This is a genomic window from Acinetobacter sp. CIP A162 (genome assembly GCF_000367905.1).
Lineage (GTDB): Bacteria > Pseudomonadota > Gammaproteobacteria > Pseudomonadales > Moraxellaceae > Acinetobacter > Acinetobacter lwoffii.
Window position 1 is genome coordinate 228,318 of the sequence record NZ_KB849157.1, and the last position, 22,982, is coordinate 251,299.

The 22,982-nt window shown below is 42.2% G+C and carries 23 protein-coding genes; 14 read left to right on the plus strand and 9 right to left on the minus strand.

Going from position 1 to position 22,982, the window contains the following annotated elements; genetic code table 11:
• The first annotated feature begins 84 nt into the window (after positions 1–84).
• A complete protein-coding gene (locus F995_RS01325) occupies positions 85–1,719 on the plus strand; it encodes a PglL family O-oligosaccharyltransferase (protein ID WP_004644968.1) in 1,635 nt (544 codons plus the stop codon).
• A gap of 50 nt (positions 1,720–1,769) precedes the next feature.
• On the opposite strand, the gene bfr is transcribed toward F995_RS01325, so the two are convergent.
• Positions 1,770–2,234, minus strand: a complete 465-nt coding sequence (gene bfr, locus F995_RS01330) for a heteropolymeric bacterioferritin subunit Bfr (protein ID WP_004644969.1) — start codon at positions 2,232–2,234, stop codon at positions 1,770–1,772.
• A gap of 231 nt (positions 2,235–2,465) precedes the next feature.
• Between bfr and F995_RS01335 the strand changes: the two genes are divergently transcribed.
• The gene (locus F995_RS01335; protein WP_004644971.1) at positions 2,466–3,527 is read left to right on the plus strand and encodes an RNA-guided endonuclease InsQ/TnpB family protein; all 1,062 of its coding nucleotides are present in this window, start codon (positions 2,466–2,468) and stop codon (positions 3,525–3,527) included.
• 162 nt (positions 3,528–3,689) lie between these two features.
• Here F995_RS01335 and F995_RS01340 read toward each other — a convergent pair whose 3' ends face one another.
• The 5 genes from F995_RS01340 to gmk all read right to left on the minus strand — a co-directional run bounded on the left by F995_RS01340 (position 3,690) and on the right by gmk (position 7,866).
• Positions 3,690–3,884 carry a bacterioferritin-associated ferredoxin gene (locus tag F995_RS01340; protein WP_004644972.1) on the minus strand — a complete coding sequence of 65 codons (195 nt, stop codon included), beginning with the start codon at positions 3,882–3,884 and terminating at the stop codon, positions 3,690–3,692.
• A 220-nt stretch (positions 3,885–4,104) separates the two neighbouring features.
• Positions 4,105–4,488 (minus strand): RidA family protein, encoded by a 384-nt coding sequence (locus tag F995_RS01345; protein WP_004644973.1) that lies wholly within the window; start codon positions 4,486–4,488, stop codon positions 4,105–4,107.
• Between the two features lie 75 nt (positions 4,489–4,563).
• Positions 4,564–6,669 (minus strand): RelA/SpoT family protein, encoded by a 2,106-nt coding sequence (locus tag F995_RS01350; protein WP_004644974.1) that lies wholly within the window; start codon positions 6,667–6,669, stop codon positions 4,564–4,566.
• Between the two features lie 215 nt (positions 6,670–6,884).
• Entirely contained in the window at positions 6,885–7,166 is a 282-nt protein-coding gene (gene rpoZ / locus F995_RS01355; protein ID WP_004281186.1) for a DNA-directed RNA polymerase subunit omega, read from the minus strand.
• Positions 7,167–7,242: 76 nt separating this feature from the next.
• Positions 7,243–7,866, minus strand: a complete 624-nt coding sequence (gene gmk, locus F995_RS01360; protein ID WP_004644975.1) for a guanylate kinase — start codon at positions 7,864–7,866, stop codon at positions 7,243–7,245.
• Between the two features lie 133 nt (positions 7,867–7,999).
• Between gmk and ispH the strand changes: the two genes are divergently transcribed.
• The 12 genes from ispH (at position 8,000) to rplS (ending at position 18,761) form a co-directional block, all read left to right on the plus strand.
• A complete protein-coding gene (ispH, locus tag F995_RS01365; RefSeq protein ID WP_004644976.1) occupies positions 8,000–8,950 on the plus strand; it encodes a 4-hydroxy-3-methylbut-2-enyl diphosphate reductase in 951 nt (316 codons plus the stop codon).
• 158 nt (positions 8,951–9,108) lie between these two features.
• Positions 9,109–9,540: a pilus assembly FimT family protein gene (locus F995_RS01370; RefSeq protein WP_004644978.1), complete on the plus strand. Its 432-nt coding sequence runs from the start codon at positions 9,109–9,111 to the stop codon at positions 9,538–9,540.
• An 18-nt stretch (positions 9,541–9,558) separates the two neighbouring features.
• Positions 9,559–10,044 carry a type IV pilus modification protein PilV gene (gene pilV / locus F995_RS01375; RefSeq protein WP_004644979.1) on the plus strand — a complete coding sequence of 162 codons (486 nt, stop codon included), beginning with the start codon at positions 9,559–9,561 and terminating at the stop codon, positions 10,042–10,044.
• On the plus strand, positions 10,034–10,984 hold the full coding sequence (locus F995_RS01380) for a PilW family protein (protein WP_004644980.1): 951 nt from the start codon (positions 10,034–10,036) through the stop codon (positions 10,982–10,984). The genes pilV and F995_RS01380 overlap by 11 nt, the downstream gene beginning before the upstream one ends.
• On the plus strand, positions 10,981–11,667 hold the full coding sequence (locus tag F995_RS01385; RefSeq protein ID WP_004644981.1) for a pilus assembly PilX family protein: 687 nt from the start codon (positions 10,981–10,983) through the stop codon (positions 11,665–11,667). Before F995_RS01380 ends, F995_RS01385 begins: the two co-directional genes overlap by 4 nt.
• Before the next feature lie 17 nt (positions 11,668–11,684).
• Complete coding sequence (locus F995_RS01390; RefSeq protein WP_004644982.1) at positions 11,685–15,272, plus strand: pilus assembly protein; 3,588 nt, start codon at positions 11,685–11,687, stop codon at positions 15,270–15,272.
• 10 nt (positions 15,273–15,282) lie between these two features.
• Positions 15,283–15,975: a type IV pilin protein gene (locus F995_RS01395; protein ID WP_004644983.1), complete on the plus strand. Its 693-nt coding sequence runs from the start codon at positions 15,283–15,285 to the stop codon at positions 15,973–15,975.
• Positions 15,975–16,400 (plus strand): type IV pilin protein, encoded by a 426-nt coding sequence (locus F995_RS01400; RefSeq protein WP_004644984.1) that lies wholly within the window; start codon positions 15,975–15,977, stop codon positions 16,398–16,400. The genes F995_RS01395 and F995_RS01400 overlap by 1 nt, the downstream gene beginning before the upstream one ends.
• A 201-nt stretch (positions 16,401–16,601) precedes the next feature.
• On the plus strand, positions 16,602–16,859 hold the full coding sequence (rpsP, locus tag F995_RS01405; RefSeq protein ID WP_004281198.1) for a 30S ribosomal protein S16: 258 nt from the start codon (positions 16,602–16,604) through the stop codon (positions 16,857–16,859).
• Between the two features lie 30 nt (positions 16,860–16,889).
• The gene (gene rimM, locus F995_RS01410; protein ID WP_004644985.1) at positions 16,890–17,438 is read left to right on the plus strand and encodes a ribosome maturation factor RimM; all 549 of its coding nucleotides are present in this window, start codon (positions 16,890–16,892) and stop codon (positions 17,436–17,438) included.
• Between the two features lie 27 nt (positions 17,439–17,465).
• Entirely contained in the window at positions 17,466–18,200 is a 735-nt protein-coding gene (gene trmD / locus F995_RS01415) for a tRNA (guanosine(37)-N1)-methyltransferase TrmD (protein ID WP_004644986.1), read from the plus strand.
• 186 nt (positions 18,201–18,386) lie between these two features.
• Positions 18,387–18,761, plus strand: a complete 375-nt coding sequence (gene rplS / locus F995_RS01420) for a 50S ribosomal protein L19 (protein ID WP_004644987.1) — start codon at positions 18,387–18,389, stop codon at positions 18,759–18,761.
• 512 nt (positions 18,762–19,273) lie between these two features.
• On the opposite strand, the gene F995_RS01425 is transcribed toward rplS, so the two are convergent.
• From F995_RS01425 to F995_RS01435, 3 genes are all read right to left on the minus strand, one after another.
• Positions 19,274–20,242, minus strand: a complete 969-nt coding sequence (locus F995_RS01425) for an esterase/lipase family protein (RefSeq protein WP_004644988.1) — start codon at positions 20,240–20,242, stop codon at positions 19,274–19,276.
• A gap of 268 nt (positions 20,243–20,510) precedes the next feature.
• Complete coding sequence (locus F995_RS01430) at positions 20,511–21,521, minus strand: esterase/lipase family protein (protein WP_004644990.1); 1,011 nt, start codon at positions 21,519–21,521, stop codon at positions 20,511–20,513.
• Between the two features lie 390 nt (positions 21,522–21,911).
• Positions 21,912–22,940, minus strand: a complete 1,029-nt coding sequence (locus F995_RS01435; RefSeq protein WP_004644991.1) for a lipase secretion chaperone — start codon at positions 22,938–22,940, stop codon at positions 21,912–21,914.
• Between the last annotated feature and the right edge of the window lie 42 nt (positions 22,941–22,982).

Sequence of the window (22,982 nt, forward strand, 5' to 3'; positions counted from 1 at the left end):
TTGAAAGATCAAAACAAAAAGCAGATTCCCCTTTAATCTGCTTTTTGTTTATCATGTGCCAAACTTCTACCGCTTGATATTTCCATGAAATTTATGCTCGCTCTAATAGCAGCAATCCTCATTTCCCTTGCATGGCTCATGCCCATTCATTATCGGCCTTGGGTGACATATACGGGTGAGCTATATGCCTTTTTTGCACTATTTGCTTTAGCTGCAATTTGCCTCAAAGAAAAACTCAAAATTCCAGCTCTCAGTCTGCCATTATTGCTACTCGCCTGTGTACCACTGATACATTTTCTGACAGGACAGGTATTTTTCTTTAGCACTGCCATGATGGGCTTTATTTTTGTTTTTAGCTTTTGGCTGGCAAGTGTACTTGGCTATAATTTTTCTAGAGGAAACAATAGCCGAGAAGAAACCTTTACCCATTTAAGCTATGTATTCTTGGTGTCAGGCACCATTACAGGCTTAATTGCTCTATGTCAGTGGATAAATCTGGATTCAGTCTTGGTAGGCATGGTGAATATCAGTGGTACTCAACGTCCCTATGCCAATTTTGCCCAGCCAAATAATATGGCGACGTTTTTACTTATGTCGCTGATGAGTTGCCTATATCTTTATGAAAAGAAAAAGATTCAAACAAAGTGGTTAATGACTTGCGCATTATCGATCATTATGGGCATCGCGCTTAGCCAATCCCGTACCTCGTGGGTAGCTGCCATAGCCATCATGATTTATCTTGCCATTTATCAATATAAAGGCATTATTCGCCTGAAATGGTATTACAGCATCGCTTGGTTCATTTTCTTTATTGCATGTATTGTGGCCTTTCCTTTACTCAGTCAGTTGGCTGCACAGGCGATGAATACGGACATCGTACAAAGCAGGGATGTGGTATCTCGTGCTACCGGAGATATGTCACGACTCGCCATCTGGCAGCAGATGCTGGCCGCAATTCAGGCGCAGCCATGGTTTGGCTATGGCTGGTATCAGACCAGTGTGGCTTTTGTCTCGATCAGCGATACCATACAAGGCCCAGTTTGGATTCGAAGTGCGCATAATTTTATTCTGGACTTTTTGCTCTGGAATGGACTGATCATCGGTCTGCCTTTCTTGGCCTACTTTGGTTATTTGGGCTATCAGTTGCAACGCTGGGTCAATACGCCAGAGTCTGTCATTGGAATTTTGATGATTGGAGCATTTGTCACACATGCCATGTTTGAGTTTCCACAGCATTATGCCTATTTCCTGCTGCCAGTCGGTTTTATTCTGGGTACGGTTCTGGCACAAAATCCAAAAATTAAAACAGTGGTTATGCCATCAATCGGCATGCAATTCACTTTTGCTGTTGGGTTACTTCTATTGATTGTGATTTATCGGGATTATGACGTTGCAGTACCAAAACTCGGACAAAGTATTCGTTATGAAAAGCAGCAGGAAAAAATCACCAATGAAAAACCGATCTATCTGCTGACCGAGTTTAATCATCGCATTGGCTGGATTCGTTTAAATCCTTATAGCAAAGCGTCTGTTGAACAGATTCAGGAAGGTGAACAAATGGTCTTGAGCTATCCAACCAAATATAACCTGATCAAATATGCCAAACTCTTAGCTTTTAATGGCTACGAGGCTGAGGCCAAGCATCAGCTGCAACGCTTAAAGACCATTCAGAAAACTGAAATGAGTTATGAGGAATTAACGCAGGATATGTCTCGCTAAATACAAAAAAAGCCAGCAGATGCTGGCTTTTTCTTGGCTTAATTTTAAGTTTAGAGCTGACTTTGAATATAGTTTTCAATGCCAATGCTTTCGATCAAATCAATTTGTGTTGTGGTCCAGTCCAGATAGTTTTCTTCTTTCTCTAGGATTTCCTGAACCAGATCACGCGTCACATAATCCATTTGGGTTTCAGCCAATGCCACTGCTTTCTGGATGGCTTCAATATTCTCTTTGACTTTGCGTACATCACAATGCAGCACTTCTTGAGTATACTGACCAATATACAGTTTGCCCAGATTTTGTAAATTCGGCAGACCTTCCAAAAATAAAATACGTTCAATAATTTTATCGGCATGTTTCATCTGAACAATGGATTCTTTATATTCTGCCGAGCCCAGTTTCTCAATGCCCCAGTCATTAAACATGCGCGAATGCAGGAAATACTGGTTAATGGCAGTTAAGTGGTGATACAACACCTGATTGAGCTGATTAATCACATCACGATTGCCTTTCATCGCATAACTCCATTTGGACCTGTTTTATCTTTCTAAGAAAGCGCTCTAATCCTGATAGTAAAGCAAGTCAGGGGCAAATGGCGAGTAATTTATCAAATCAAACGTAAAACCTCGTTTTCAAGGCAGGGATATAAATGAGTGACCTAAGCCATACGACATGAAATGTCGTTTCAAATTAACATTTTTAACTTTGGATATTCTATTGGTTATTTTCATTGATAAAATAATCGCATGAAAACACTTAAATTACGCATTAAAGATAAACATTCCAAGATATTAGAGCAATTAGCATCTGAAGTGAATTTCGTCTGGAATTATGTCAATGATTTAAGCTTTAAACACCTTAAAAGAAAAGGTGAATTTCTCAGTGCTTACGATATTGCTGAATATACGAAAGGTACATCTAGGCTTTGTGGGTTACATAGTCAAACCATTCAGGCTGTTACCGAAGAATTAGTCATACGCAGAAAGCAATTCAAGAAGACTAAACTAAAATGGCGGGTCAGTCATAAGAAATCAGCCAGAAGATCACTAGGTTGGATACCCTTTAAGAAAGTAGCAATCAAGTATGCTGATGGCCATATCCAGTATGGCAAGCATCAGTTTAAAATATGGGATAGCTATGGACTGTCAAATTACAGTATCAAGACTGGTTCGTTTGTCGAGGATGCGCGTGGCCGCTGGTATGTCTGCTTAGTTGTGAATAGCTCTAAAATTGAGAAATCGAGTGCGACTAATTTGATTGGGATTGATCTGGGCTTAAAGGATATAGCCACTTGTTCGGATGGTACGATAATTTCAAATCCCAAGTTCTACCGTCAATATGAACAGAAATTAGGGATTGCTCAACGAGCGAAAAATAGAAAACGGGTCCGTGCATTACACGCCAAGATTGCAAACTGTCGTAAAGACCATTTGCACAAAGCAAGTACGATGCTTATAAAGAAAAATGCACTAATTGTTGTAGGCGATCTGAGTGCGAAAAAACTGGTGAAAACCAAGATGGCGAAGTCTGTTCTGGATACCGGATTTTCAGCATTCAAGACCATGCTCAAGTATAAATGCGAGAACGCAGGAGTATGGTTTGAAGAAGTTAGTGAAAGTTTCACAACCCAAATGTGTTCGTGCTGTGGCGAGGTCACTGCAAGCAGTCCGAAAGGTAGAACAGATTTGCGAATAAGAGTATGGGAATGTGAAAACTGTTCAAGTGTTCTGGATCGGGACTTGAATAGTGCTAAGAACATACTTGCGCTTGGGCATAAGCGTCTCGCAGGAGGAATCAGCTCTATTTAAAGAGGTGAGGATGTCAAGGAACAGCAAATGAAAATCGACATCGAATCCATTCAGACTCAGATGAATGGCAATAAAAACCCGCCAGAGTCAAAGGCGGGGGAGGAGTAATGACCAAAGATCATTGTTTTTTCATTATGCTTATAGGGAGAAATCTTTTTAAATTTATGCTGCAACTGCTAGCCGTGCTGCAATTTGTGAAACCTCATCACTGATGATCATGCGGGCTTCTGGTGCACAGCGACCACAGCAAGTTCCCAAGTCCAACATATCGCGGACATCACGATAACTTTCAGCGCCATTTGCAATAGCATCTTTAATGTCTTGATCTGTAATGCCGCGGCATAGACAAACGTACATAGGACACAACCACAGTGATTAAATAAGATAAGTAATATTATTGATAATTGTTATCGTTTGTCAATAAAAATCATTTGAAATAGCTTTTATCATGATTGATGATTTAGATAAAAAATCACCACCTGAGCGGAAATCCAAGTACTGCTCGGATTTCCACACAAAAGCGATTCATGATTTAGAATGAGATATTGCAGGGTGGGGATTGAGTAATTTTTATAACTTATTGATTAATTATGACAATGCCATCCATTTCAACCAAGGCATCTTTAGGCAGGCTGGCCACACCTAAAGCGGCACGTGCTGGATAGGGCTGGGCAAAATACTCACCCATAATTTGATTGACCAGTTGAAAGTGAGATAAGTCGGTCAGGAAAATATTCAGTTTGGCAATATCTGCCAAAGAGCCACCAGCGGCTTCACAGACTGCTTTTAAGTTATCAAACACCCGGCGAATTTGAGCTTCAATGCCTTCAACCAGTTCCATACTATAAGGATCCAGGCCAATTTGACCTGATAGATATAAGGTATCACCCACTAAAATGGCTTGCGAATAAGTGCCAATCGCAGCAGGGGCATTTTCAGTATGGATTACTTGGCGGGACATTAATTTCTCCTTTTATCATCGACATACATCATATTCGATCAATTCGGCCGATCAAAGCACTATCGTTTTAAATGATTAACTCGCTTTAGAGGCTTCACTGAAAACGACGGGCTGTGCCAGACGGATAATTCGCGGGAAACCGAAATACATGCGTAAATCCCGGATAATCTGTGCAATCTGTTTACGGTTATGCACCACGATATTGACGTAAGTTTTGTCATCCTGAGTGCGCACCATTTCCACCCCGGAATGCGCTTTACGACATTGGTAAATCAGGTCGGAAATCTGCTCGTCATTCATGTCCAGGTCAATGCTGAGATAGGCAGTAAAGCTGATATCTTCCAGATCATCAGAGGTCCACTGCAACAACATGATATTTTCTGGATGCTGATGCTGTTCATGCAGCAGGTTATGGCAGCGCGCACGATGCACAATCAGACCGCGACGGGTCAAATGCCCCTGAATTGGATCACCCAGCACAGGATTGCAGCAATGTGCATATTTGACATCGACACCTTCCGTTCCCTGAATCAGACGGTCTGAGCTGGCAATATTCTGATGCTGATCTTGGGCAAATAAATGGTTGGCCACCAGTTGCGGTAATAAATCACCGACTGCAATCTGTTCAAACAGCTGCTCTTTACTGGAAACATGGCGCCATTCTAAGAGGTTTTTCCAGTCTGCTTCCGTCAGATCACGAATAGAACGATGGAACAATTTCAAGGCACGATTGAGAGCCTGTTGTCCGACCAAACGTTGCTCATCTGGATCCTGATCGCGCAGAATATTCTGAATAGCACGACGAGCTTTCTGGGTATTAATAAAACTGAGCCAATCCGGATTTGGAGTGGCCAAGACATCAGTAATGATTTCTACCACCTGACCACTGACTAGAGGTGTTGAAAGGGGCTTGGTTTCATTATTAATTTTTGCACCCACCGCATGATTGCCTAGGAATAAACTCGCGGCATAAGCAAAGTCAACCGCCGTGGCGCCTTGTGGCAATTCATGTAAATGGCCGTGCGGGGTATAGACCCAGATTTTTTCCTGATGTAAATAATCCAGTAATTCACTAAAAGTCGTTTTGGCGCATTCACCATCGACCAGAACATTCAGATTCTGCATCGAGGCCTGAATCGCAGAGCGGCAGGCCTGCGGGGCACTTTCACCGAGTACGACACCAAAGCGTGCCGCTTTACGCATGAGTTCTGTTTGAATGGTGAGCGACAAGGTCGTCTTTTCGCCTTTCAGTCGCATCATCAGGGACTGGTTGCCACCCGGTAATGGACGACGGATATGGTCTTCATAGCTTTGAATCTTAAAGCTATGGGTCAGAATCTCTGCCAGTCGGTCACAATCGGCAATGCTCTGTAAAATAATTTCAAAAGCATGGCTGTGAGTTAATTCTTGTAGATCGATGTCATTTTTAACGAAGTGGCGCAGTAGCTCAATATTGTTATTTTTCTTCTTAATTCGGCCCTGAATGGCATTCTGTTGCAGCAGTTCGGTCAGGTTTTTTTCCCATTTAGCCTGATATTCACAGCGTTTTGGCTTGGTTTCCAACAGGGCGGCCTGCACATTGTTATACATGTCCAGATCTAGATTCTGATAACAAAGATGTTCCAGATTATCGGCCATTTCATTCATGCCGACAATACGGGCCATGGGAACAAAAATTTCAAAGGTTTCGCGGGCAATACGCGCGCGTTTGTCGGGGCGCAATGCGTCCAAAGTGGTCATGTTGTGATAACGGTCGGCCAGTTTCACAATAATGACACGTGGATCTTGTAAAGTCGCTTGCAGAATTTTCCGGAAAGAAGCCGCTTTATTATATTCTTTATCGCTCGAATGACTCAGTTTGGTGACACCATCGACCAGTTCAGCGACGGTAAAACCAAAAATCTTGCTAATATCATCTTTGTTAAATTCGGTATCTTCAATCACATCATGCAGCAGGGCGGCCATTAAGGTTTCAGTGTCCAAACGCATATGTGCCAAGATACAGCTGACCGCAATCGGATGTAAAATATAAGGTTCACCACTTTTACGCACAATCCCGTCATGTGCCATATCTGCATAATCACAGGCCGCAAGCACACGTTCGACATCGCTTTCACTTAAATACGCATCGATAATGATCTCTAACTGCTGCTTGGCTTGACTGACCTGTGGGCCTGGCATAAAACACCTTTTTCAACTGAATTTTTTACAAATAAAACGTGAAAGCATTCTAGAAATGTGAATTTCCTGGCTTGATAGTTTTTTGCTGCTACAGAGCAGAAAACCCATTCAAACTTGATAGCTAACCCTTATGTTATAACCGTTCTGGCATAAATATAAAAGTCACATAACAAAAAAAGCCTAGTTTAGAACTAGGCTTTTTGAGTGACGATCTCTTATTGGAAAGAAAAACCGTCTAAGTTTAGATTATTTGCAGAAAGTGCAAGATCCAGACTTGATGTTTGATAGTCTTGATCACGTTGTTTCAAAATGTCTTTTGATACATGACCTGAAGCGATTTCACGTAAAGCAACAACAGTCGGTTTATCATTGTCCCATTCTACAGTTGGTTCAATACCTTGACGTGCCAATTGACGCGCGCGCTTGCTTGCCACTAGTACAAGCTCAAAGCGGTTGTCTACATGGTCTAAACAATCTTCAACGGTGACGCGTGCCATAAGAATTCTCGTTTGAATAATAAATTTTAACAGACTGCACAGTATAAAAGGCTTTGTCTATAGACTCAAGTTTTAATCACTGCTCAGTCGGCGTAATCAGTTTCTGAATCAGTTTTTTATGACGGTTGGCTTGCTGACTCAGCACCAGACGATTGGCGATAATCACCGCTTCCAGGTCATGCAGCGCCTTATTAAAGTCATCATTAATGATGATATAGTCAAAGTTGCTATATTGTTGCATATCTTCTACCGCGCAGCTTAGACGATGTTCAATCACATCCACAGCATCAGTACCACGGTTAGATAGGCGTTCACGCAAGTCGAACTGGCTTGGTGGCAAGATAAAAATTTGTTTAGATTCAGGAAAAAGTCGACGAACCTGTTGTGCACCTTGCCAGTCAATTTCCAGTAGCACATCATGGCCTTTGGCTAGTTGTTCTTTGACTGTGGCCTGCGCGGTACCGTAGTAATTACCAAATACTTCGGCGTATTCGATAAAACCACCTTCATTGACCAGATTTAAAAAATCGTCTTTATTGGAGAAATGATAGTGTACGCCATCGAGTTCGCCAGGTCGTTGACCGCGTGTGGTGTGTGACACAGAAACGTGAAGATTGTTGACACGCTCAAGTAGGGCTTTAACAAGGGATGTTTTGCCTGTTCCAGACGCTGCAGAAACGACAAACAAGAGACCCGACATGATATTTTTCCTGATATGATAAAATATCTTCTCTATTTTAGAGTAGAGCGGCTTTAAACTAAATAGTTGTCAGTCGATTGTTTACATTTATTTCAATTGAACCGCTAAAAATGGTGTGAGTATTGAGGATTCTATGGAAATTGTTTTAGCCAACCCACGTGGTTTTTGTGCTGGTGTAGATCGTGCCATTGCGATCGTGAACCGTGCCCTGGAATGCTTTAACCCACCGATTTATGTGCGGCATGAAGTGGTGCACAACAAATTTGTCGTCGATGACCTACGTCAGCGTGGTGCGATTTTTGTCGATGAACTCGACGAAGTTCCTGACGATAATATCGTGATTTTTAGCGCACATGGTGTTTCTAAAGCCGTCCAGCTTGAGGCTGAACGCCGTGGTTTAAAAGTTTTTGACGCGACTTGCCCGTTGGTCACTAAAGTACATATTGAAGTGACCAAATATGCCCGTGAAGGTGTAGAAGCGATCCTGATTGGTCATGAGGGTCACCCTGAAGTCGAAGGTACCATGGGTCAATATGACAAGAAAAATGGCGGTGATATCTATTTAGTAGAAGACGAAGAAGACGTTGCTGCTTTAACTGTGCGAAATCCTGAAAAAGTCGCCTTTGTCACGCAAACGACTTTATCAATTGATGATACGGCAAAAGTGATTGATGCTTTACGTCAAAAATTCCCAATGATCCAAGGCCCGCGTAAAGATGATATTTGCTACGCTACGCAAAACCGTCAGGATGCCGTGCGCGATCTGGCGGAACGTTGTGATGTGGTTCTAGTAGTAGGTTCTCCAAACTCTTCAAATTCAAACCGCCTACGTGAGCTGGCTGAGCGTATGGGTAAAGCGGCTTATCTAGTCGATAATGCCGATGAGCTAAAGCAGGGATGGTTTGCAGGTAAGTCTCAAATTGGTGTAACTGCTGGAGCTTCCGCACCAGAGATTCTAATTAAACAGGTGATTCAGCGTTTACAAGATTGGGGTGCAGACGTGCCTCAAGAACTAAATGGACGTGAAGAAAATATCACTTTTAGCCTGCCTAAAGAGTTACGTATTCCAGTCACTCAAGCTTAAAATGTAACGTACTTATCACCTGAATTATAATTTTAAAAAATAGATAACTATTTTTTGCAGTTATCTGTTTTTTTATGCCATTCATCTCTATTTGTGTGGGTTTTGTAATCTAATTGGATACTATTTTTAATGAGGTAAAGGGTTGCCTTGGGGATGATATGCAAAAAAATAAAGGTTTTACACTCATAGAACTTATGGTGACCATTGCGGTGATGGCAATTATCGCGATGATGGCGGCTCCGTCTTTTATCCAAATGGTTCGGAGTAATCAATTGCGAAGCGATACCCGTGATTTTGTGGATTTATTGAGCGAAACGAGATCAGAAGCGATCTTTAAACAGAGTGATCGGGTCGTAGCGTTAGATAGTAGTGTGGCAACACCTTTTAAAACTTGGGTGCCAACGCATGTCACAAAAACGAGTGGGGATAGCAGTGTGACTTTTAATCGTTTGGGGCAGACCAGTGTTTCCACAAACGGACAGTGCTTTATTTTTGAACACAGTAGTGATGCTGCGTTAAAAGCATATGTGTATGTACAAAAGGGTGGAACGGTTGTTTACAATAAAGCGGCAACAAGTTGTCCGACTTGAGGGGAAGGAATAATAAAAATGATGAAACGTCAAACGGGAGTTGGGTTGGTGGAGGTGCTTGTGGCTTTAGTACTTCTAAGTATTGCTGTATTGGGGTTTGTGGCATTACAAATTAGAGCCATCACGGCTAGCAACGAAGCGACGATGAATGTTCAGGCGACCAATATTGCCCGAGATTTGGCGGAGCGGATGCGTATGAATCGGGATGGGTTGGTGGGATATGTTGCGAATACCGATACCACGAATTGCGCAACTGCATTTTGCTCCCCTGAAGATATGGCTAAATACGATTTTAGACTAGTAAGCAGCCGTGCAACTGGCTTGGGTATGAGCATGAATGTGCTTAATTGTCAAGGATCTACCTTAGTGCGTAAATGTGTTTATGTGGCGTGGGAAGAAACAACTGCGACCAATGGTACAAGTAGTTCTGATTGCACCAATGGTGCAGCCTATGTGCCAAATGCGAAATGCATCATCATGGAGGTATATAACTATGGCTCATAAGCGATATACCTCAGGTTTCACCCTCATGGAGTTGATGATTGCTTTAGCATTAGGATTGTTAATTGTTGCCGCAGGTTTGGCTGTGTTTTTGAGTAGTCAGCGTTCTTTGGGTTTACAGTCTGGCATGAGTGAGTTGCAGCAAAATGCTAACTTTGGAATGTCGCTCGTTACACATGATTTGAGACATACCAATTTAAATACTGCCTCTTCACATAGGGTGAATAATTATAACAATGGTTCGGGGATTATTTTTAAAAAAGAAAATCTACCAACTGCATTGCAAGCAACACCTAATTTAGAAGCTGAATTTGTTACTTTGCAAAATAAGGATACTGACAACACTACTGGGACAAGTGATCGGTTAACTATACAATATGTCCCTGCAAGCAGTGAGATTTTTAATTGTGAAGGCGTACAGGTGACGAATGCGTCCTCGAAAACCATTGTGCAACGTTATTATGTGGCAGAAAGTCCACAACAAGTACCGGGTGAGCCGACCTCGTACTCGCTGTATTGTGATGCTGCTTCTTATGATGGTGCAGGGCTAGTCGGTTTAAATACCAATGCACAACAAATTATGCAGCGGGTCGATGCGTTTAAAGTACGCTTAGGGGTAAAAAATCCTGCGGGTCAGTTACGGTATATGACGATTAATGAATATATTACTGCGATGGAGACAATCCGTGCAGCTTGTGCCACCCCAATAGTTGAAGATACCTGTTCAAAAACCTATTTGAATGTTGTTTCTATGGAGATTGGTATTCTGTCTCGGTCTACAGGAACAATTGGGGCAGATGCAAATTTAAATACTCAAACCAGCTTTAATGTTGCTGGAACTCCAGTCACGCTTTCAGGGGATGTAGCAGTAAATAAGCGATATTTGCGTCAGGCGGTAAATCAAGTGGTCGCCATTCGTAATACCTTGGGAGCATCATCATGAAACAACAAAAAGGTGCAACACTCATTACGGTATTGGTCATTTTGATCGTTATCACATTACTGGGGACTATAGCGGTAAAAATGGGGATTGTGGGCTTAAAAATTGCAACTAATAGTCAGGTGAATGCGTTGTTGTTAGAAAACTCCGATTCAGCGTTGTTTAATATTGAAAACCCTGCTGAGGTTGAAAGACAATTGGCTCTGGATGGTATGTTTGCTTATTTTAACTCGTCTGCCAATACAAATGACGAATTGGTATTTTGCTATCGCGCATCGGAAAATTCTTTCTTTAAATTATCTAAAGCTAGCGCGATTACAGAGGATGGATCAACGACCAAGATTGGTGTTGATGGCTTTTGTAAAGCCAATCAATTTGCAATGGGGCGTTCTGCAGTGTTGTCACAAGTGTATTTAACCAAAAATGCAACAACCTCTACACCATTTGGTGGTGTGCCAAAAGGAACAAGTCTTGGACAAAGTCATGTGCCGGTAACCATGCATAATATCGGCGCGACTGTCATTTCAGTCTTACCAGGTTTTGCAGGTGCGACTACTACGCAAATAGAGAACTGTTTTAAGCAGCGGGCTTCGGCCGTGGGGGCATGTTTTGATGGGTTAGGTATTCCCTATAACATGCAGCATTCGGACTATACCGTTGGCGGTCAGCCGAAGCTGGTATCGTAAAGAAAAAGGGTTTAAAGATGGATAAAATAAATCATAAAAATACGCTTTCAGCTGCGGTGTCAATGTTCATGACTCTAGCTGTATGTTACAGCGTGTCTGCACAAGCTAGTGATATTGATATTTATAGTAATACGACTAGTGGCAAAACCACGATTACCATGATGCTCGATACATCAGGTAGTATGGGTAATGGTCTTTTTTATTATAGTACATTTTTCGGAATTTTTACTGGATCTCATTCCACAAATAGTTTACAGGAAGATTATGGAGTTTGTGTGAATGCAAATTCCACTAGATATGAAAGTAATTCGAATATCCGTACAGAGGTGAAAACTGTTACATTATCGGATAACACGACTGTTAATTACACAAGATATTATTGTAGGGTAAGAAATTCATCATCGGAATATACAAGACTAAAAGATAAGGGTGTTTGTACCGAGTCAGGCACTGAACTGCGATGTTTCGACCGGTTAACTCGATTAAAAGATGCTTTGATTGAAGTATTTCAAGATGCTGAAATTAAAGATAATAATATTCTTATTGGATTGGGGCAGTATTCTAGTTCAACTTCAAGTATTGAAACCTCAAGTAATGCTGATGGAAGTACTGGACGAATTCTAGTTGCAGCAAAGCCGATGGATAATACGCATAGTGATAATTTAATTAAGGCTATTGTCAATTTATCCCCATATGGTGGTACACCTACAGCCCATGCTTATGCTGAGATTGGTGCATATATGTTAGGTAGGACAACTAAAGGCAGTAGTGAGAATGCTGGTAGTGGTTTTGATAAATCTAATACTACAGATATAAAGCAAGACAATAAATATAAATCACCGTTTGGCACAACTCTACCTTCCCCAACAGACACATGTAATGGTCAAGGTATTTATTTCTTGACTGATGGTGCACCCAACAGTTCGAATAATTCATCTAAATTAATGAGACGAGCATTAGGTCTTAGTAGTGATTTTTCTGATTCAGGTGGGTTGCCTAATGGAAGTGAAGATAATAATCAAATGAGTTATGTGGGAGCGTTCGCTAAAAAAATACGGTCTGATTACAATATAAAAACTGCAGTAGTAGGTTTTGGTAAAGATTTTATTGTTAATGAAAATACTCTTAAACTATTAGAAGATCCACTAACAAAGAAAATTAAGCCTTATTATGACTGTTCTCAGTTATCTGGAGATGCTAAAAATGCTTGTAACTGGGGAGCTAAACAACATGCTCAATTACCTAGTAACGTAGGTGGTTTTGGTAACGGTGGTTTTTATTCTGCTCAATCTACCCAAGATATTATAGATAGTATTAAATATTTCGTGGATGATACTAAACCTCCCTTTGACCCTGTTGCAACAGGTTCACCGACTTTACCGCAAGATGCTTTAAATCCATTACGCATTCAGCCTTATGGTTATTACGCTTCATTTTTGCCGAAACCGCAGGAATCGACCCAGCTTTGGGTTGGGAATATGAATAAATATCATATTTTTAACGGCGAACTATATAATGCAAGCAAAACTATTCGCTTAATTAAGTCAGATGGTTCGCTTGACGCAGCCGCCAAAGGGCTTTGGACCGACGAGGGCATGAAAGGACAATTGCCTTTGGGTTTAAGCACCAATGGCGCAAATGAAAAAATTGCCAACCGTACTCTTTATACCAATCGGGAAATTACAGGTACTGCGGCTCCGTATGCAGCAAGTGAAATCGGTTCACTGAAAAAAGTCAATGTGACGACTTTATTTGGTACGGGCACTACAGCGTTATTTGCCAATGACCCAGATAAAAACTATTGGTTGAACCTGCTCGGCTATAATGTTGCCACCACAGGTATAGTCACTTTAGCAGATCTTGCGACCAAACCTGAACTGCGTCAGGTCGGTTCGGTTATGCACTCCACTCCTATTTTGCTCACCCAGTCAGGTAAAATTTCATACACTTCTGGCACTATTGACACCACTGATCGTGACGATTACTTATTATTCGGTAGTACACAAGGATTATTGCATGTCGTACGGGCAGGCAAAAATGCAACTGATGCAAATCGTGGTAAAGAGGTTTTTGCCTTTGCGCCAAACGAAATGATGCAAAATCAAAAGAATGCTTTTCTATCTGAAACCAGTACTACCTTGGGCAAAAATAACCTGTTCTACGGTATAGATGCACCGTGGACGGCTTATACCCAGTATGTTGCAAAAGCAGATGGAACATTGACCGTTAACGACTCAGGTCGTGTTGCACAAAATGCCAGTGGTGATGATATTGCCATTAAAGGTTTGCAGTGGGTCTATGGTGGTTTGCGTATGGGAGGCAAAAGTTATTACGCTTTGAATTTATCTGACTTAGATAATCCAGAGCTCAAATTTCACATCGACCCAGCCAACTCAAAAATTTATAAATCAAGTTCCACAACTACAGGTGTAACCGCTCTAAGCTATATGGGACAAAGCTGGTCTAAACCGACCATTGCTTATGTGAATTTTGGTGGGGTCAAGAAACTGGTCATGTTTGTGGGTGGGGGTTATGACCCTGGTTATGAAGATGCGGCTTATGACCAAAATACTACAACAGGCGGCGGTGCGGGCGTATATATGTTTGATGCCAATAATGGCGACTTGCTTTGGTGGACCAGTGCCAATGCAACAGCAGCAGGTGGTGCAGAAGCCTATACCAATGTCAGTGCAACGAGCATTAACATGAAATATAGTGTAGTCAGTCAGATCAATGCCATTGACCGTGATAGCGACGGTTTGGTCGACAACTTATACTTTGGTGACTTAGGTGGACAAGGTTTCCGTGTCGACTTAAATAATGCAGCAACAGGTACGACCGCAAGTGCTAAAAAAGCGAATTTTGCTAAACGTGTTGTACGCTTATTTGATGAACATGCAACAGGTGGGGCAAGCCCTCGCTTCTATGAAATGCCAAGTGTGTCTATACATGACAGCGATGATGGCTATGTTGCTGCCGTTGCGTTTAGCTCAGGTAATCGCAGTTCACCATTGGTTGGGGCGGCTGGCACGAATCAGGCGGGTTCAGCAACCAGTGCAGTAGATGGCGTATTTGTGGCTTATGATAAAGACGTTGCAAAAATGGATCTTTATGGTACGCCAACATTAACCACCCGGACTGCGCTGTCTTCCTTAAACAGTAACATGAGTACAGGTGTTGCAATTAATGGAAATAGCGGTTGGAAATATACCTATTCAAGTACTGCAGGTGCTTATAAAGGAATGAATGAGCTATATGCCTTAGATGGTATGTTGTATGTCAATGTGTTTCATCGTGATGGTACAGGTATTGGTGGTTCGTGTGGTGCAGGTGTCAAAGGTGACAGCTATGTCTATCAGTTCTGTTTGCCTACAGGAAAATGTCCATTTAATACAACCACATCTGGGGTGCCGAATAGCGTAAAACTTGGTGCGGGTATTTTGGGTGCTGGTTTAGGTCAAGGACGTAGTAGTGCCAATAATACTGGGTTGATTGTAAACCGCCCTAACACGCTCAATTGTACCACTAGCCCAAATTTACCTGAATGTCAGGAGTTTACCACCACAGCGAAACTTAGACAGTTACGTTGGTATGAAACTCGTTAAGGGGTAAAGCATGAAAAAATACTTCGCTAGGGTGGTTTTTTTGCACAGGTCGAATATAGTTGCGAACTCTGCTTGTGAGTTAAAAACTTGCAAGCAGGGATTCGCCCGCCTCAACCGCAATGCTGGATTTACACTTATTGAACTGATGATTGTTATCGTGATTATGGCAGTTCTTGCTGCCATCGCTTATCCTAATTATACGCAATACATGGAAAGACGAGATTTGGCAATCGCGAGACAAGAAGCCTTGCGTATTGCTGCAGAGCTTGAACGGTTTAAATCAAGGAATTTTGGTTATAAAGGTTTTGATGCTAGTTATTTGTATGTATATACAGAGACGGATGCTGATGGAAATCCTACAACTGCCAGTTATTATAATAAAACGACGGGTCAATTGTTGTTGCCACTAGGCTCAACGAGTTCCACTGCGAAATATACGTTGACATTGGCGAATGGAGGAACAGGACATAAGCCCTTAACGATTGTTAAAGGACCTGATGGTCAAGAAACAGCAGATTCGGCGAGTGTGAACGGTTTGAGCTGGGTAATGTCGCTAGAGCGGGCTAAGGATAGTGATGGTGAGCCAAAACAGCCACGTAATTACGATCTGCTTTTAAGCAATACAGGTATACGTTGTATGACAAAAGTCAAAGATGTAGTGACAGGTTATGCAAATTGCGGCAGTTATAGCGAGTCATGGTAATGAAAAAATACTCTTTAGCATTTACTTTAATTGAATTAATGATTGTTGTCGCAATTATTGGCATCTTGGCAGCAATTGCTTATCCATCTTACACACAGTACAAAATCCGTACCAATCGGGCAGATGTGCAAAGTGAAATGATGCAAATAGCCCAACGGTTACAGAGTTATTATGTCATCAATCATAATTATACCAACGCAAGATTGGACAATGGCACAGTGAGTAAAGCCTATCCTGCTTCAGGAAGTGTATATACCATCACCCTTGCGCCACTCGATCAAACTTGGACGCTTACGGCAGTCCCAACCCCGAATACAGTTCAAGATGGTAATGGAGCAGTGGTGCTAAATAGCCAAGGACAAAAATGTTGGGAGAAAGGAACGACATGCAGTGTTTCTACTTCTTCAAATTGGGAAAGTCGTTAATTCTCGTTTGATGAAGTCTCTTAAAAGAGCATTCCTAGATGCTCTTTTTTGTAAAAAATCCAAATTCAAAACTGTGGATAAATCTAAATTATTCTTTCTTTCAGCATAAAATTAACGTAAAATACTGCCCTCTATGAAAGGGGTTTGAGGTGTATCGATGGTCGGTACAAGGATAATCCGTAAAAACTATAAGGTTCTATCATGGTTGTTATTCGTCTTGCACGCGGTGGTGCTAAAAAACGTCCGTTCTATCAAATCATTGTGACTGATAGCCGTAATGCACGTGACGGTCGTTTCATCGAACGTATCGGTTTCTTCAACCCGACAGCTCAAGGTAAAGCAGAAAAGCTTCGTTTAGATGCTGACCGTTTTGCTCACTGGGTTTCTCAAGGTGCTCAACCTTCTGATCGTGTTGCTTCTTTAGCTGCTCAAGCTAAAAAAGCTGCAGTTGCTGCATAATTTTTATATAAATTAGGTAGTAGCTTGCCCATGACACCAACACAGAATGTTCCCGAAGATCGTATTCAGATTGGACAGTTGCGTTCAGCATATGGATTAAATGGGTGGCTCTGGGTCTATTCCAATACAGAACCTATGAGCAACATATTTGACTATCTGCCTTGGTACATTGAGACCAAAGCAGGTTGGCAAATTGTCGATGTAAAACGTTGGAAACCACATGGCAAAGGCTTGGTTGTTTCGCTGAAAGGTGTGAGTGATCGCACTGGCGCGGATGAATTGGTTGGCGCAAATATCTGGATTTCAAAAGCTCAACTGCCTCAAGCGGGTGTAGATGAATATTATTGGTCTGATTTAAAGGGTCTAACAGTGTTAGGTCTGAATGATGAGGATCAAGAAGTGAATCTCGGTCAAATTTTTGAACTGTTTGAAACAGGTGCCAATGATGTGATGGTGGTTCGCGCAACTGCCGACAGTATCGATGGCGAAGAGCGCATGATTCCATGGCATAAAGATGTGGTACAACGCGTTGATCTTGAAGCTGGTCGTATTTACGTCAATTGGGGCGTAGACTACTAACACTTTTTGGAAATAAGGGAGTCTGCGATGTTTTTTGCAGTCATTACGCTTTTTCCTGAAATGTTTGAAGCGATTACAGCCTACGGTATTAGCGGGCGCGCAGCAAAACGTGATTTGATGCAAATTCATTGCATTAATCCTCGCGATTTTGCGACGGGCAACTACAAACGGGTGGATGAACGTCCATTCGGTGGTGGTCCGGGTATGGTGATGATGGCGGAGCCTTTGGCACAAGCAATCCACCGTGCCAAAGAGCTTGCAAATGAAGCAGGCGCAGTTCAGGTTCCTGTGGTGTATATGTCACCGCAAGGAAAAACCTTAAACGAAACTGCAGTACAAGACTTCGTTCAATATGACGGATTGATTGTACTGTGTGGGCGTTATGAGGGGGTCGATGAACGTTTGATCCAGCAATATGTTGATCAGGAATGGTCAATTGGTGATTATGTTTTGTCGGGTGGTGAACTGCCAGCGATGGTTTTATTAGACAGTATTATCCGGAGGCTTCCGGGGGCGATGTCTGATGAACAATCCCATGTGCAAGACTCCTTTGTGGATGGTCTGTTAGACTGCCCACAATATACCAAGCCTGACCAGTTTGAAGGTTTGGATGTGCCTGAGGTACTTAAATCAGGTCATCATGCAAACATTGAAAAATGGCGGTTTTTGCAGCGTTATCAGCGAACACTTGAACGTCGACCTGAACTGGTCGAACAAGTAGAATTGACCAAGCAGCAAAAAAAATGGCTGAAAGATTTGTAAGACATTGCTGAGAAATTGGTGCTGTCTTCGAAAACGGTACTTAAATTGAGTTTAAGTATTCTTTAATAGGCTCTTTAAAGTTGAGATGGTCAACTTTAAAGGGAAAGATAATCGGGTCTATGCGCTTTAGCCTCTAGCCCCCGCGATGATCAGACCTCTTCTGACTCGCATTATTGGAGATACCCCATGAGCGGTAAGCATCCTTTAGTTCAAGTAATTGAAAATGCACAATTGAAACAAGACATCCCTGCATTTGCACCAGGGGATACAGTAATTGTTTCTGTAAAAGTTAAAGAGGGCGACCGTGAGCGTCTTCAGGCTTTTGAAGGTGTTGTAATTGCTAAGAAAAACCGTGGTTTGAACTCTGCGTTCACAGTACGTAAAATTTCTAGCGGTGTTGGTGTTGAGCGTGTATTCCAAACTCACTCTCCAATCGTTGCTAAAGTTGAAGTGAAACGTCGTGGTGACGTTCGTCGCGCTAAACTTTACTACCTACGCGAATTGTCTGGTAAAGCTGCACGTATCCGTGAAAAATTACCAGCTCGTAAAGTTAAAGCTTAATTTTAAGTTTTATACGAGTAAAAAAATGCGCCTTTGGGCGCATTTTTTTATGCCTGATTTTTTTTCAGATTTATGTGAAATATTCCTGCAAAGGCAAGATCATTGCATCCAAAATATCCAAGAAAATTTTATGAATAAACATCAGCAATAATACAAAATATCCCCAAGACTGGAATCCTGCATTAAAAAGTTGAACGCAAATAAAGCATTGAGTGATAATAAGTAAAATACTGATCCATGCATTTACGACAATATGTCGATGACAAGAATAAAGCTCATATTTTTTAAATTGAAAAGGATCAATGACTTTTTGTTTGCAGCAGGGACAGGCTCTTTTAAATTTGTTTTTGATTTCTATAGAACATCTCTGCATTTATTTTATTTCACAGTTCTTTTTATATTTGATGAATATTTTATATGCAGTTTGATCATGATTAACAATTAAATTTTTAGAAAAAATTTAGGAAAAATAAGGGAGAAAAGCCTCTAGATGAATAGAGGCTCGTATAGCTTTATAAACCTTGTAATTTTAAGCGGTTAGCATGTTGACGATACACATCGACCGGATCAGGTGCAAAGATATTTTTCAGTCCAAGAACCATATTGACTTCATCCAGATGGTTCCAGTTGTAGTTATCCCGAATGGTTTTACCGAATCTGGCACTACAGCGGGAAACCAGACCATCATTGTCCTTGCCGCCGTCAATGAGTAGAGCTGTAACTTTGAGGGCTGAGTCAGGATCGAGCGGGTTGGTGACTTGACCTACACCTGTGAATGAATAGCTATAAATCCCTTTTTGCTGATAAATGCCTTCACCACAGGCCGTGGTCGGCATACCCAGTGGATATTTCTGATTGAATTTAGCAGATCGTGCCATAGTCAGGCTGCTACCACCTGCGAGTGAATCATGCGGAAAACTGTTTGGATCCAGACCTTGCGCCCAAGTAATAGCTTTTGACACCAGGTTGATGCCACCTACCAAAGGACCTTGTATTGGCGTGCCTTCTGCCTGAAGAATCAGGTCTGCCACTGGCGAGCCTTTATGCGGTGCACCGACTGAAGTCAGGGAAGCAACCATGCTAGGTTCCACGCCTGCCACATAACGAATGGTCGGGCCGCCATGTGAATGACCAATCAGATTAACCTTGGATGCCCCGGTAATCGCCCGAATTTCTTTTACTTGCTGTAAAAGCTGTTCACCACGAATTTCCGATGAGTTAAATGGTGATACCCGTGTGGCCCAGACATTGCCGCCATTCCGTGCCAGATCCGGTAAAATCTGATACCAGTAATCCAGTCCAAACTGGTCGGTACCGACCCGGATAAAGCCTGCCATACCATGAGCAAATACAATCGGGTATTGGGTCTTGGCATATTGTGAACTGGCTTTAGCTGTGACCTGACTGGCTTGGGTGGAGGCCTGAGTGCTGAGGCCTGTAGATGCCAGCAGCAGACCCGTGATTAATGCTCCGAATTTCATGATATTTTCCTCAGTTTTGTTGTTTTAACCGGATGATCCTCATCTGGTTTTGCAAAGTCCCCGATGCAGCAAGGATTCACTTTTCTACGCTTCTGTAATTAAAATGATGAGACATGACCAAAAATAAAGGTCAGCCCATAGGGCAAACCGTAGCAAAAAATTCAAGGGAGTAACTTGGAGTTTTCATTGCAACTTCCGGATCACTGATAGATCAAATAAGTACTTAGAAAAAAGCCTATATTTCAGCTGAAATATAGGCGCTCTGGGGTTATAAACCCTCTAATTTGAGTCGGTTGGCATGCTGGCGGTAGAGGGCGACCGGATCGGGTGCAAACATACCTTTCAGACCAAACATCATATTGGCTAGGTCAGTATGATTGAGTTTGTATTGGTCATTAATGACCTTGCCCATGAACGCGCTACAGCGTGACACCATGCCATCATTGTCTTTACTGCCATACGATAAGGGGCCGAGCTGCATTAGGATCGTATCAATATCCAGGGCATTGGTGGCTTGGGCCACACCCGTCCATGAATAATAATGAATGCCTTTGCTGTCTCTCTGTTTTAAATTTTTATTGCAGTCTTCTGTAGGAGCTAATACACCATCTTTCACCACCTGCTGTGCCACTGTGGCATTAAAGGTATTTGAACCGATCTGGGTCAGGGATTTCATGGAAGCATCAAAATCAATTTCCAGTTCAGGCTTAAGCTGACCCAGTGCGATCAATGGTCCGATAATATAATCACCTAAAATATTGAAGGCGGTACGGGTCAGGCTATTATTCTGAATATCATCTGCCACTTTGGAACCGTGGTAGGTGCCTGCAACGCCGGTAATCGAAGCGATATACTGCGGTTGGGTTGCTGCAACATAGAGTACCGTCGGCCCACCATGGGAATGACCAATCAGATTCAATTTTTTCTTACCGGTAATGGCCAAAACATCTTCAATCTGATGAATCAGTTGTTCACCGCGATGTGCCGTTGTATTTGCCGGAGACAGTTGTGCAGCAAAGACGGTGGAGCCGTTACGTGCCATATCCGGCAGAATCTGATACCAGTAATCCAGTCCGATGCTATCGGTACCAATGCGTGACCAGCCTAGCCAGCCATGTACCATCAAGATCGGATATTTGGTTTTGGCATAATCGGACTTGGTCTTTTCGATGACTTGTGTGGCACTTGCCGCTGCCTGGGTGTGTGCAGCAAAGCTTAAGCCCAAAGCCGCTGCTAAAGTCACAGTCAGTAACTGTATTGTCTTGTTGAAAGTACGCATAACCGTCCCTTTTTAATTTTATCATTATTAAAGCAATCATTGCTTTTCTAGAGTGCTATAGGCCATACAATCAGACGTTTTAAAATACAGTCTTGGCTTTGAGTGGCTGAGCCATTTTTCTTTGTAAGCAGCAGTATTTTTTCATTTCAGCTATCTAAAACCATGTCATTTGGGGACATGTCGAGTAAAAGGATTTTTAAGTGTAAATATATGGTTTATATACAAATGTATTTAAATAAAAAGTCCTTGAAATATTTGTGATTTTCTTAAGTTAACTTATGTAAATGGAAATATTTTGAAACAACAATAGGGATGTCACGTTAAGATAAAGTAGAAAATTATCTAAATTGTGGCGATAAAAAAGCCATCAACAGGTGATGGCTTTTAGGCTTAGTCAGCAAAGGGTAGCTTACCTCCTTGATCATGCACCTGTTCAAAGGTTTCTACCCGCAGCTGTTCTTGCGGTGTATTGAAATGCTTGCTACGCAGCTGGGCAATGGCTTGCTGTTTGGCAGTATCGGACATGCTGGATTGGGTAATCTGATCCCGTTCATCTAAATAGCCCGTCACCCGGTTTTTCCAGTCGCTGCGTTGTACATCCAGTTGTTCCAGTCGTTGTGTGGCTTCAGGACCGACCAGATTTATCCGCATCTGCCGGATTTCATCACGGGAACCGCCCCGGGCTTTAATATCAGCGGTGAGTTTGCGCAGATCTTCCAGTTTATTCAGTTGTTCCAGATTTTCCTGCCAGTCCTGCGGGAGTTGCTGAAACAGTGCTTTGAGCTTTTGAGCTTTTTCAGTCTCAGTCAAGCTTTTGTCTGCCAATACGCTCATCCGGTCCAGGGTATATTCATGATAGGCATCTTCTGTGCCAAACAAGCCCTCAATTTCATACTTGGAAAAGTACTGCTGGCGCAAATTCTGGGTAGTGTTATAGATACTGCGGTAATAGGCAGGATCTTCCTGATTCAACCCAGCCGGTGCAGCGAGCTGGCCCAAACCCTGACGGTACTGGATATAACGATCCCATAAATCCAGAATTTGCGAGAGTCCCGGTTCTTTATGATTCTGGCGAATATAGGCTTTAAAATCCTGCTGGATCTGCTGCAGATTTTTTTCACCAAATTGGGTAATAAAATATTCAAAACAGTTGCGGGTCTGTTCATTCACGATCAGACGATTGCTGACATCTAACTGCATTTGACAATTAATTTCGGTATCTTGTTGGCTGGCACTGGGGAAGGAAGCATTGGCAGGGCCATTGACCAAGCGTACGGTTTGCTCTGCCTGAGTTTCAGTTAAAGGCGTTTTTGTCCCGGTATCTGTTTGAGTATTTTCTTTTGGGGACAGCCATAAGATCAGCGTGAGAATGCACAGCACCAGCAACGCCAGAATGATCCATATTTTATATTTCTGCATATCCTATGCACCTATTTTCTCGTTATTTCATTATTTTTAGAG

Coding starts and splice junctions, on each gene's coding strand:
- pilV (WP_004644979.1), top strand. CDS start 9,559: ATGATGAAACGTCAAACGGGAGTTGGGTTGGTGGAGGTGCTTGTGGCT.
- F995_RS01425 (WP_004644988.1), bottom strand. CDS start 20,242: ATGAAATTCGGAGCATTAATCACGGGTCTGCTGCTGGCATCTACAGGC.
- F995_RS01370 (WP_004644978.1), top strand. CDS start 9,109: ATGCAAAAAAATAAAGGTTTTACACTCATAGAACTTATGGTGACCATT.
- F995_RS01430 (WP_004644990.1), bottom strand. CDS start 21,521: ATGCGTACTTTCAACAAGACAATACAGTTACTGACTGTGACTTTAGCA.
- rplS (WP_004644987.1), top strand. CDS start 18,387: ATGAGCGGTAAGCATCCTTTAGTTCAAGTAATTGAAAATGCACAATTG.
- F995_RS01380 (WP_004644980.1), top strand. CDS start 10,034: ATGGCTCATAAGCGATATACCTCAGGTTTCACCCTCATGGAGTTGATG.
- gmk (WP_004644975.1), bottom strand. CDS start 7,866: ATGTCGGGTCTCTTGTTTGTCGTTTCTGCAGCGTCTGGAACAGGCAAA.
- F995_RS01325 (WP_004644968.1), top strand. CDS start 85: ATGAAATTTATGCTCGCTCTAATAGCAGCAATCCTCATTTCCCTTGCA.
- ispH (WP_004644976.1), top strand. CDS start 8,000: ATGGAAATTGTTTTAGCCAACCCACGTGGTTTTTGTGCTGGTGTAGAT.
- F995_RS01390 (WP_004644982.1), top strand. CDS start 11,685: ATGGATAAAATAAATCATAAAAATACGCTTTCAGCTGCGGTGTCAATG.
- F995_RS01340 (WP_004644972.1), bottom strand. CDS start 3,884: ATGTACGTTTGTCTATGCCGCGGCATTACAGATCAAGACATTAAAGAT.
- F995_RS01350 (WP_004644974.1), bottom strand. CDS start 6,669: ATGCCAGGCCCACAGGTCAGTCAAGCCAAGCAGCAGTTAGAGATCATT.
- bfr (WP_004644969.1), bottom strand. CDS start 2,234: ATGAAAGGCAATCGTGATGTGATTAATCAGCTCAATCAGGTGTTGTAT.
- F995_RS01395 (WP_004644983.1), top strand. CDS start 15,283: ATGAAAAAATACTTCGCTAGGGTGGTTTTTTTGCACAGGTCGAATATA.
- F995_RS01345 (WP_004644973.1), bottom strand. CDS start 4,488: ATGTCCCGCCAAGTAATCCATACTGAAAATGCCCCTGCTGCGATTGGC.
- rpsP (WP_004281198.1), top strand. CDS start 16,602: ATGGTTGTTATTCGTCTTGCACGCGGTGGTGCTAAAAAACGTCCGTTC.
- rpoZ (WP_004281186.1), bottom strand. CDS start 7,166: ATGGCACGCGTCACCGTTGAAGATTGTTTAGACCATGTAGACAACCGC.
- rimM (WP_004644985.1), top strand. CDS start 16,890: ATGACACCAACACAGAATGTTCCCGAAGATCGTATTCAGATTGGACAG.
- trmD (WP_004644986.1), top strand. CDS start 17,466: ATGTTTTTTGCAGTCATTACGCTTTTTCCTGAAATGTTTGAAGCGATT.
- F995_RS01385 (WP_004644981.1), top strand. CDS start 10,981: ATGAAACAACAAAAAGGTGCAACACTCATTACGGTATTGGTCATTTTG.
- F995_RS01435 (WP_004644991.1), bottom strand. CDS start 22,940: ATGCAGAAATATAAAATATGGATCATTCTGGCGTTGCTGGTGCTGTGC.
- F995_RS01335 (WP_004644971.1), top strand. CDS start 2,466: ATGAAAACACTTAAATTACGCATTAAAGATAAACATTCCAAGATATTA.
- F995_RS01400 (WP_004644984.1), top strand. CDS start 15,975: ATGAAAAAATACTCTTTAGCATTTACTTTAATTGAATTAATGATTGTT.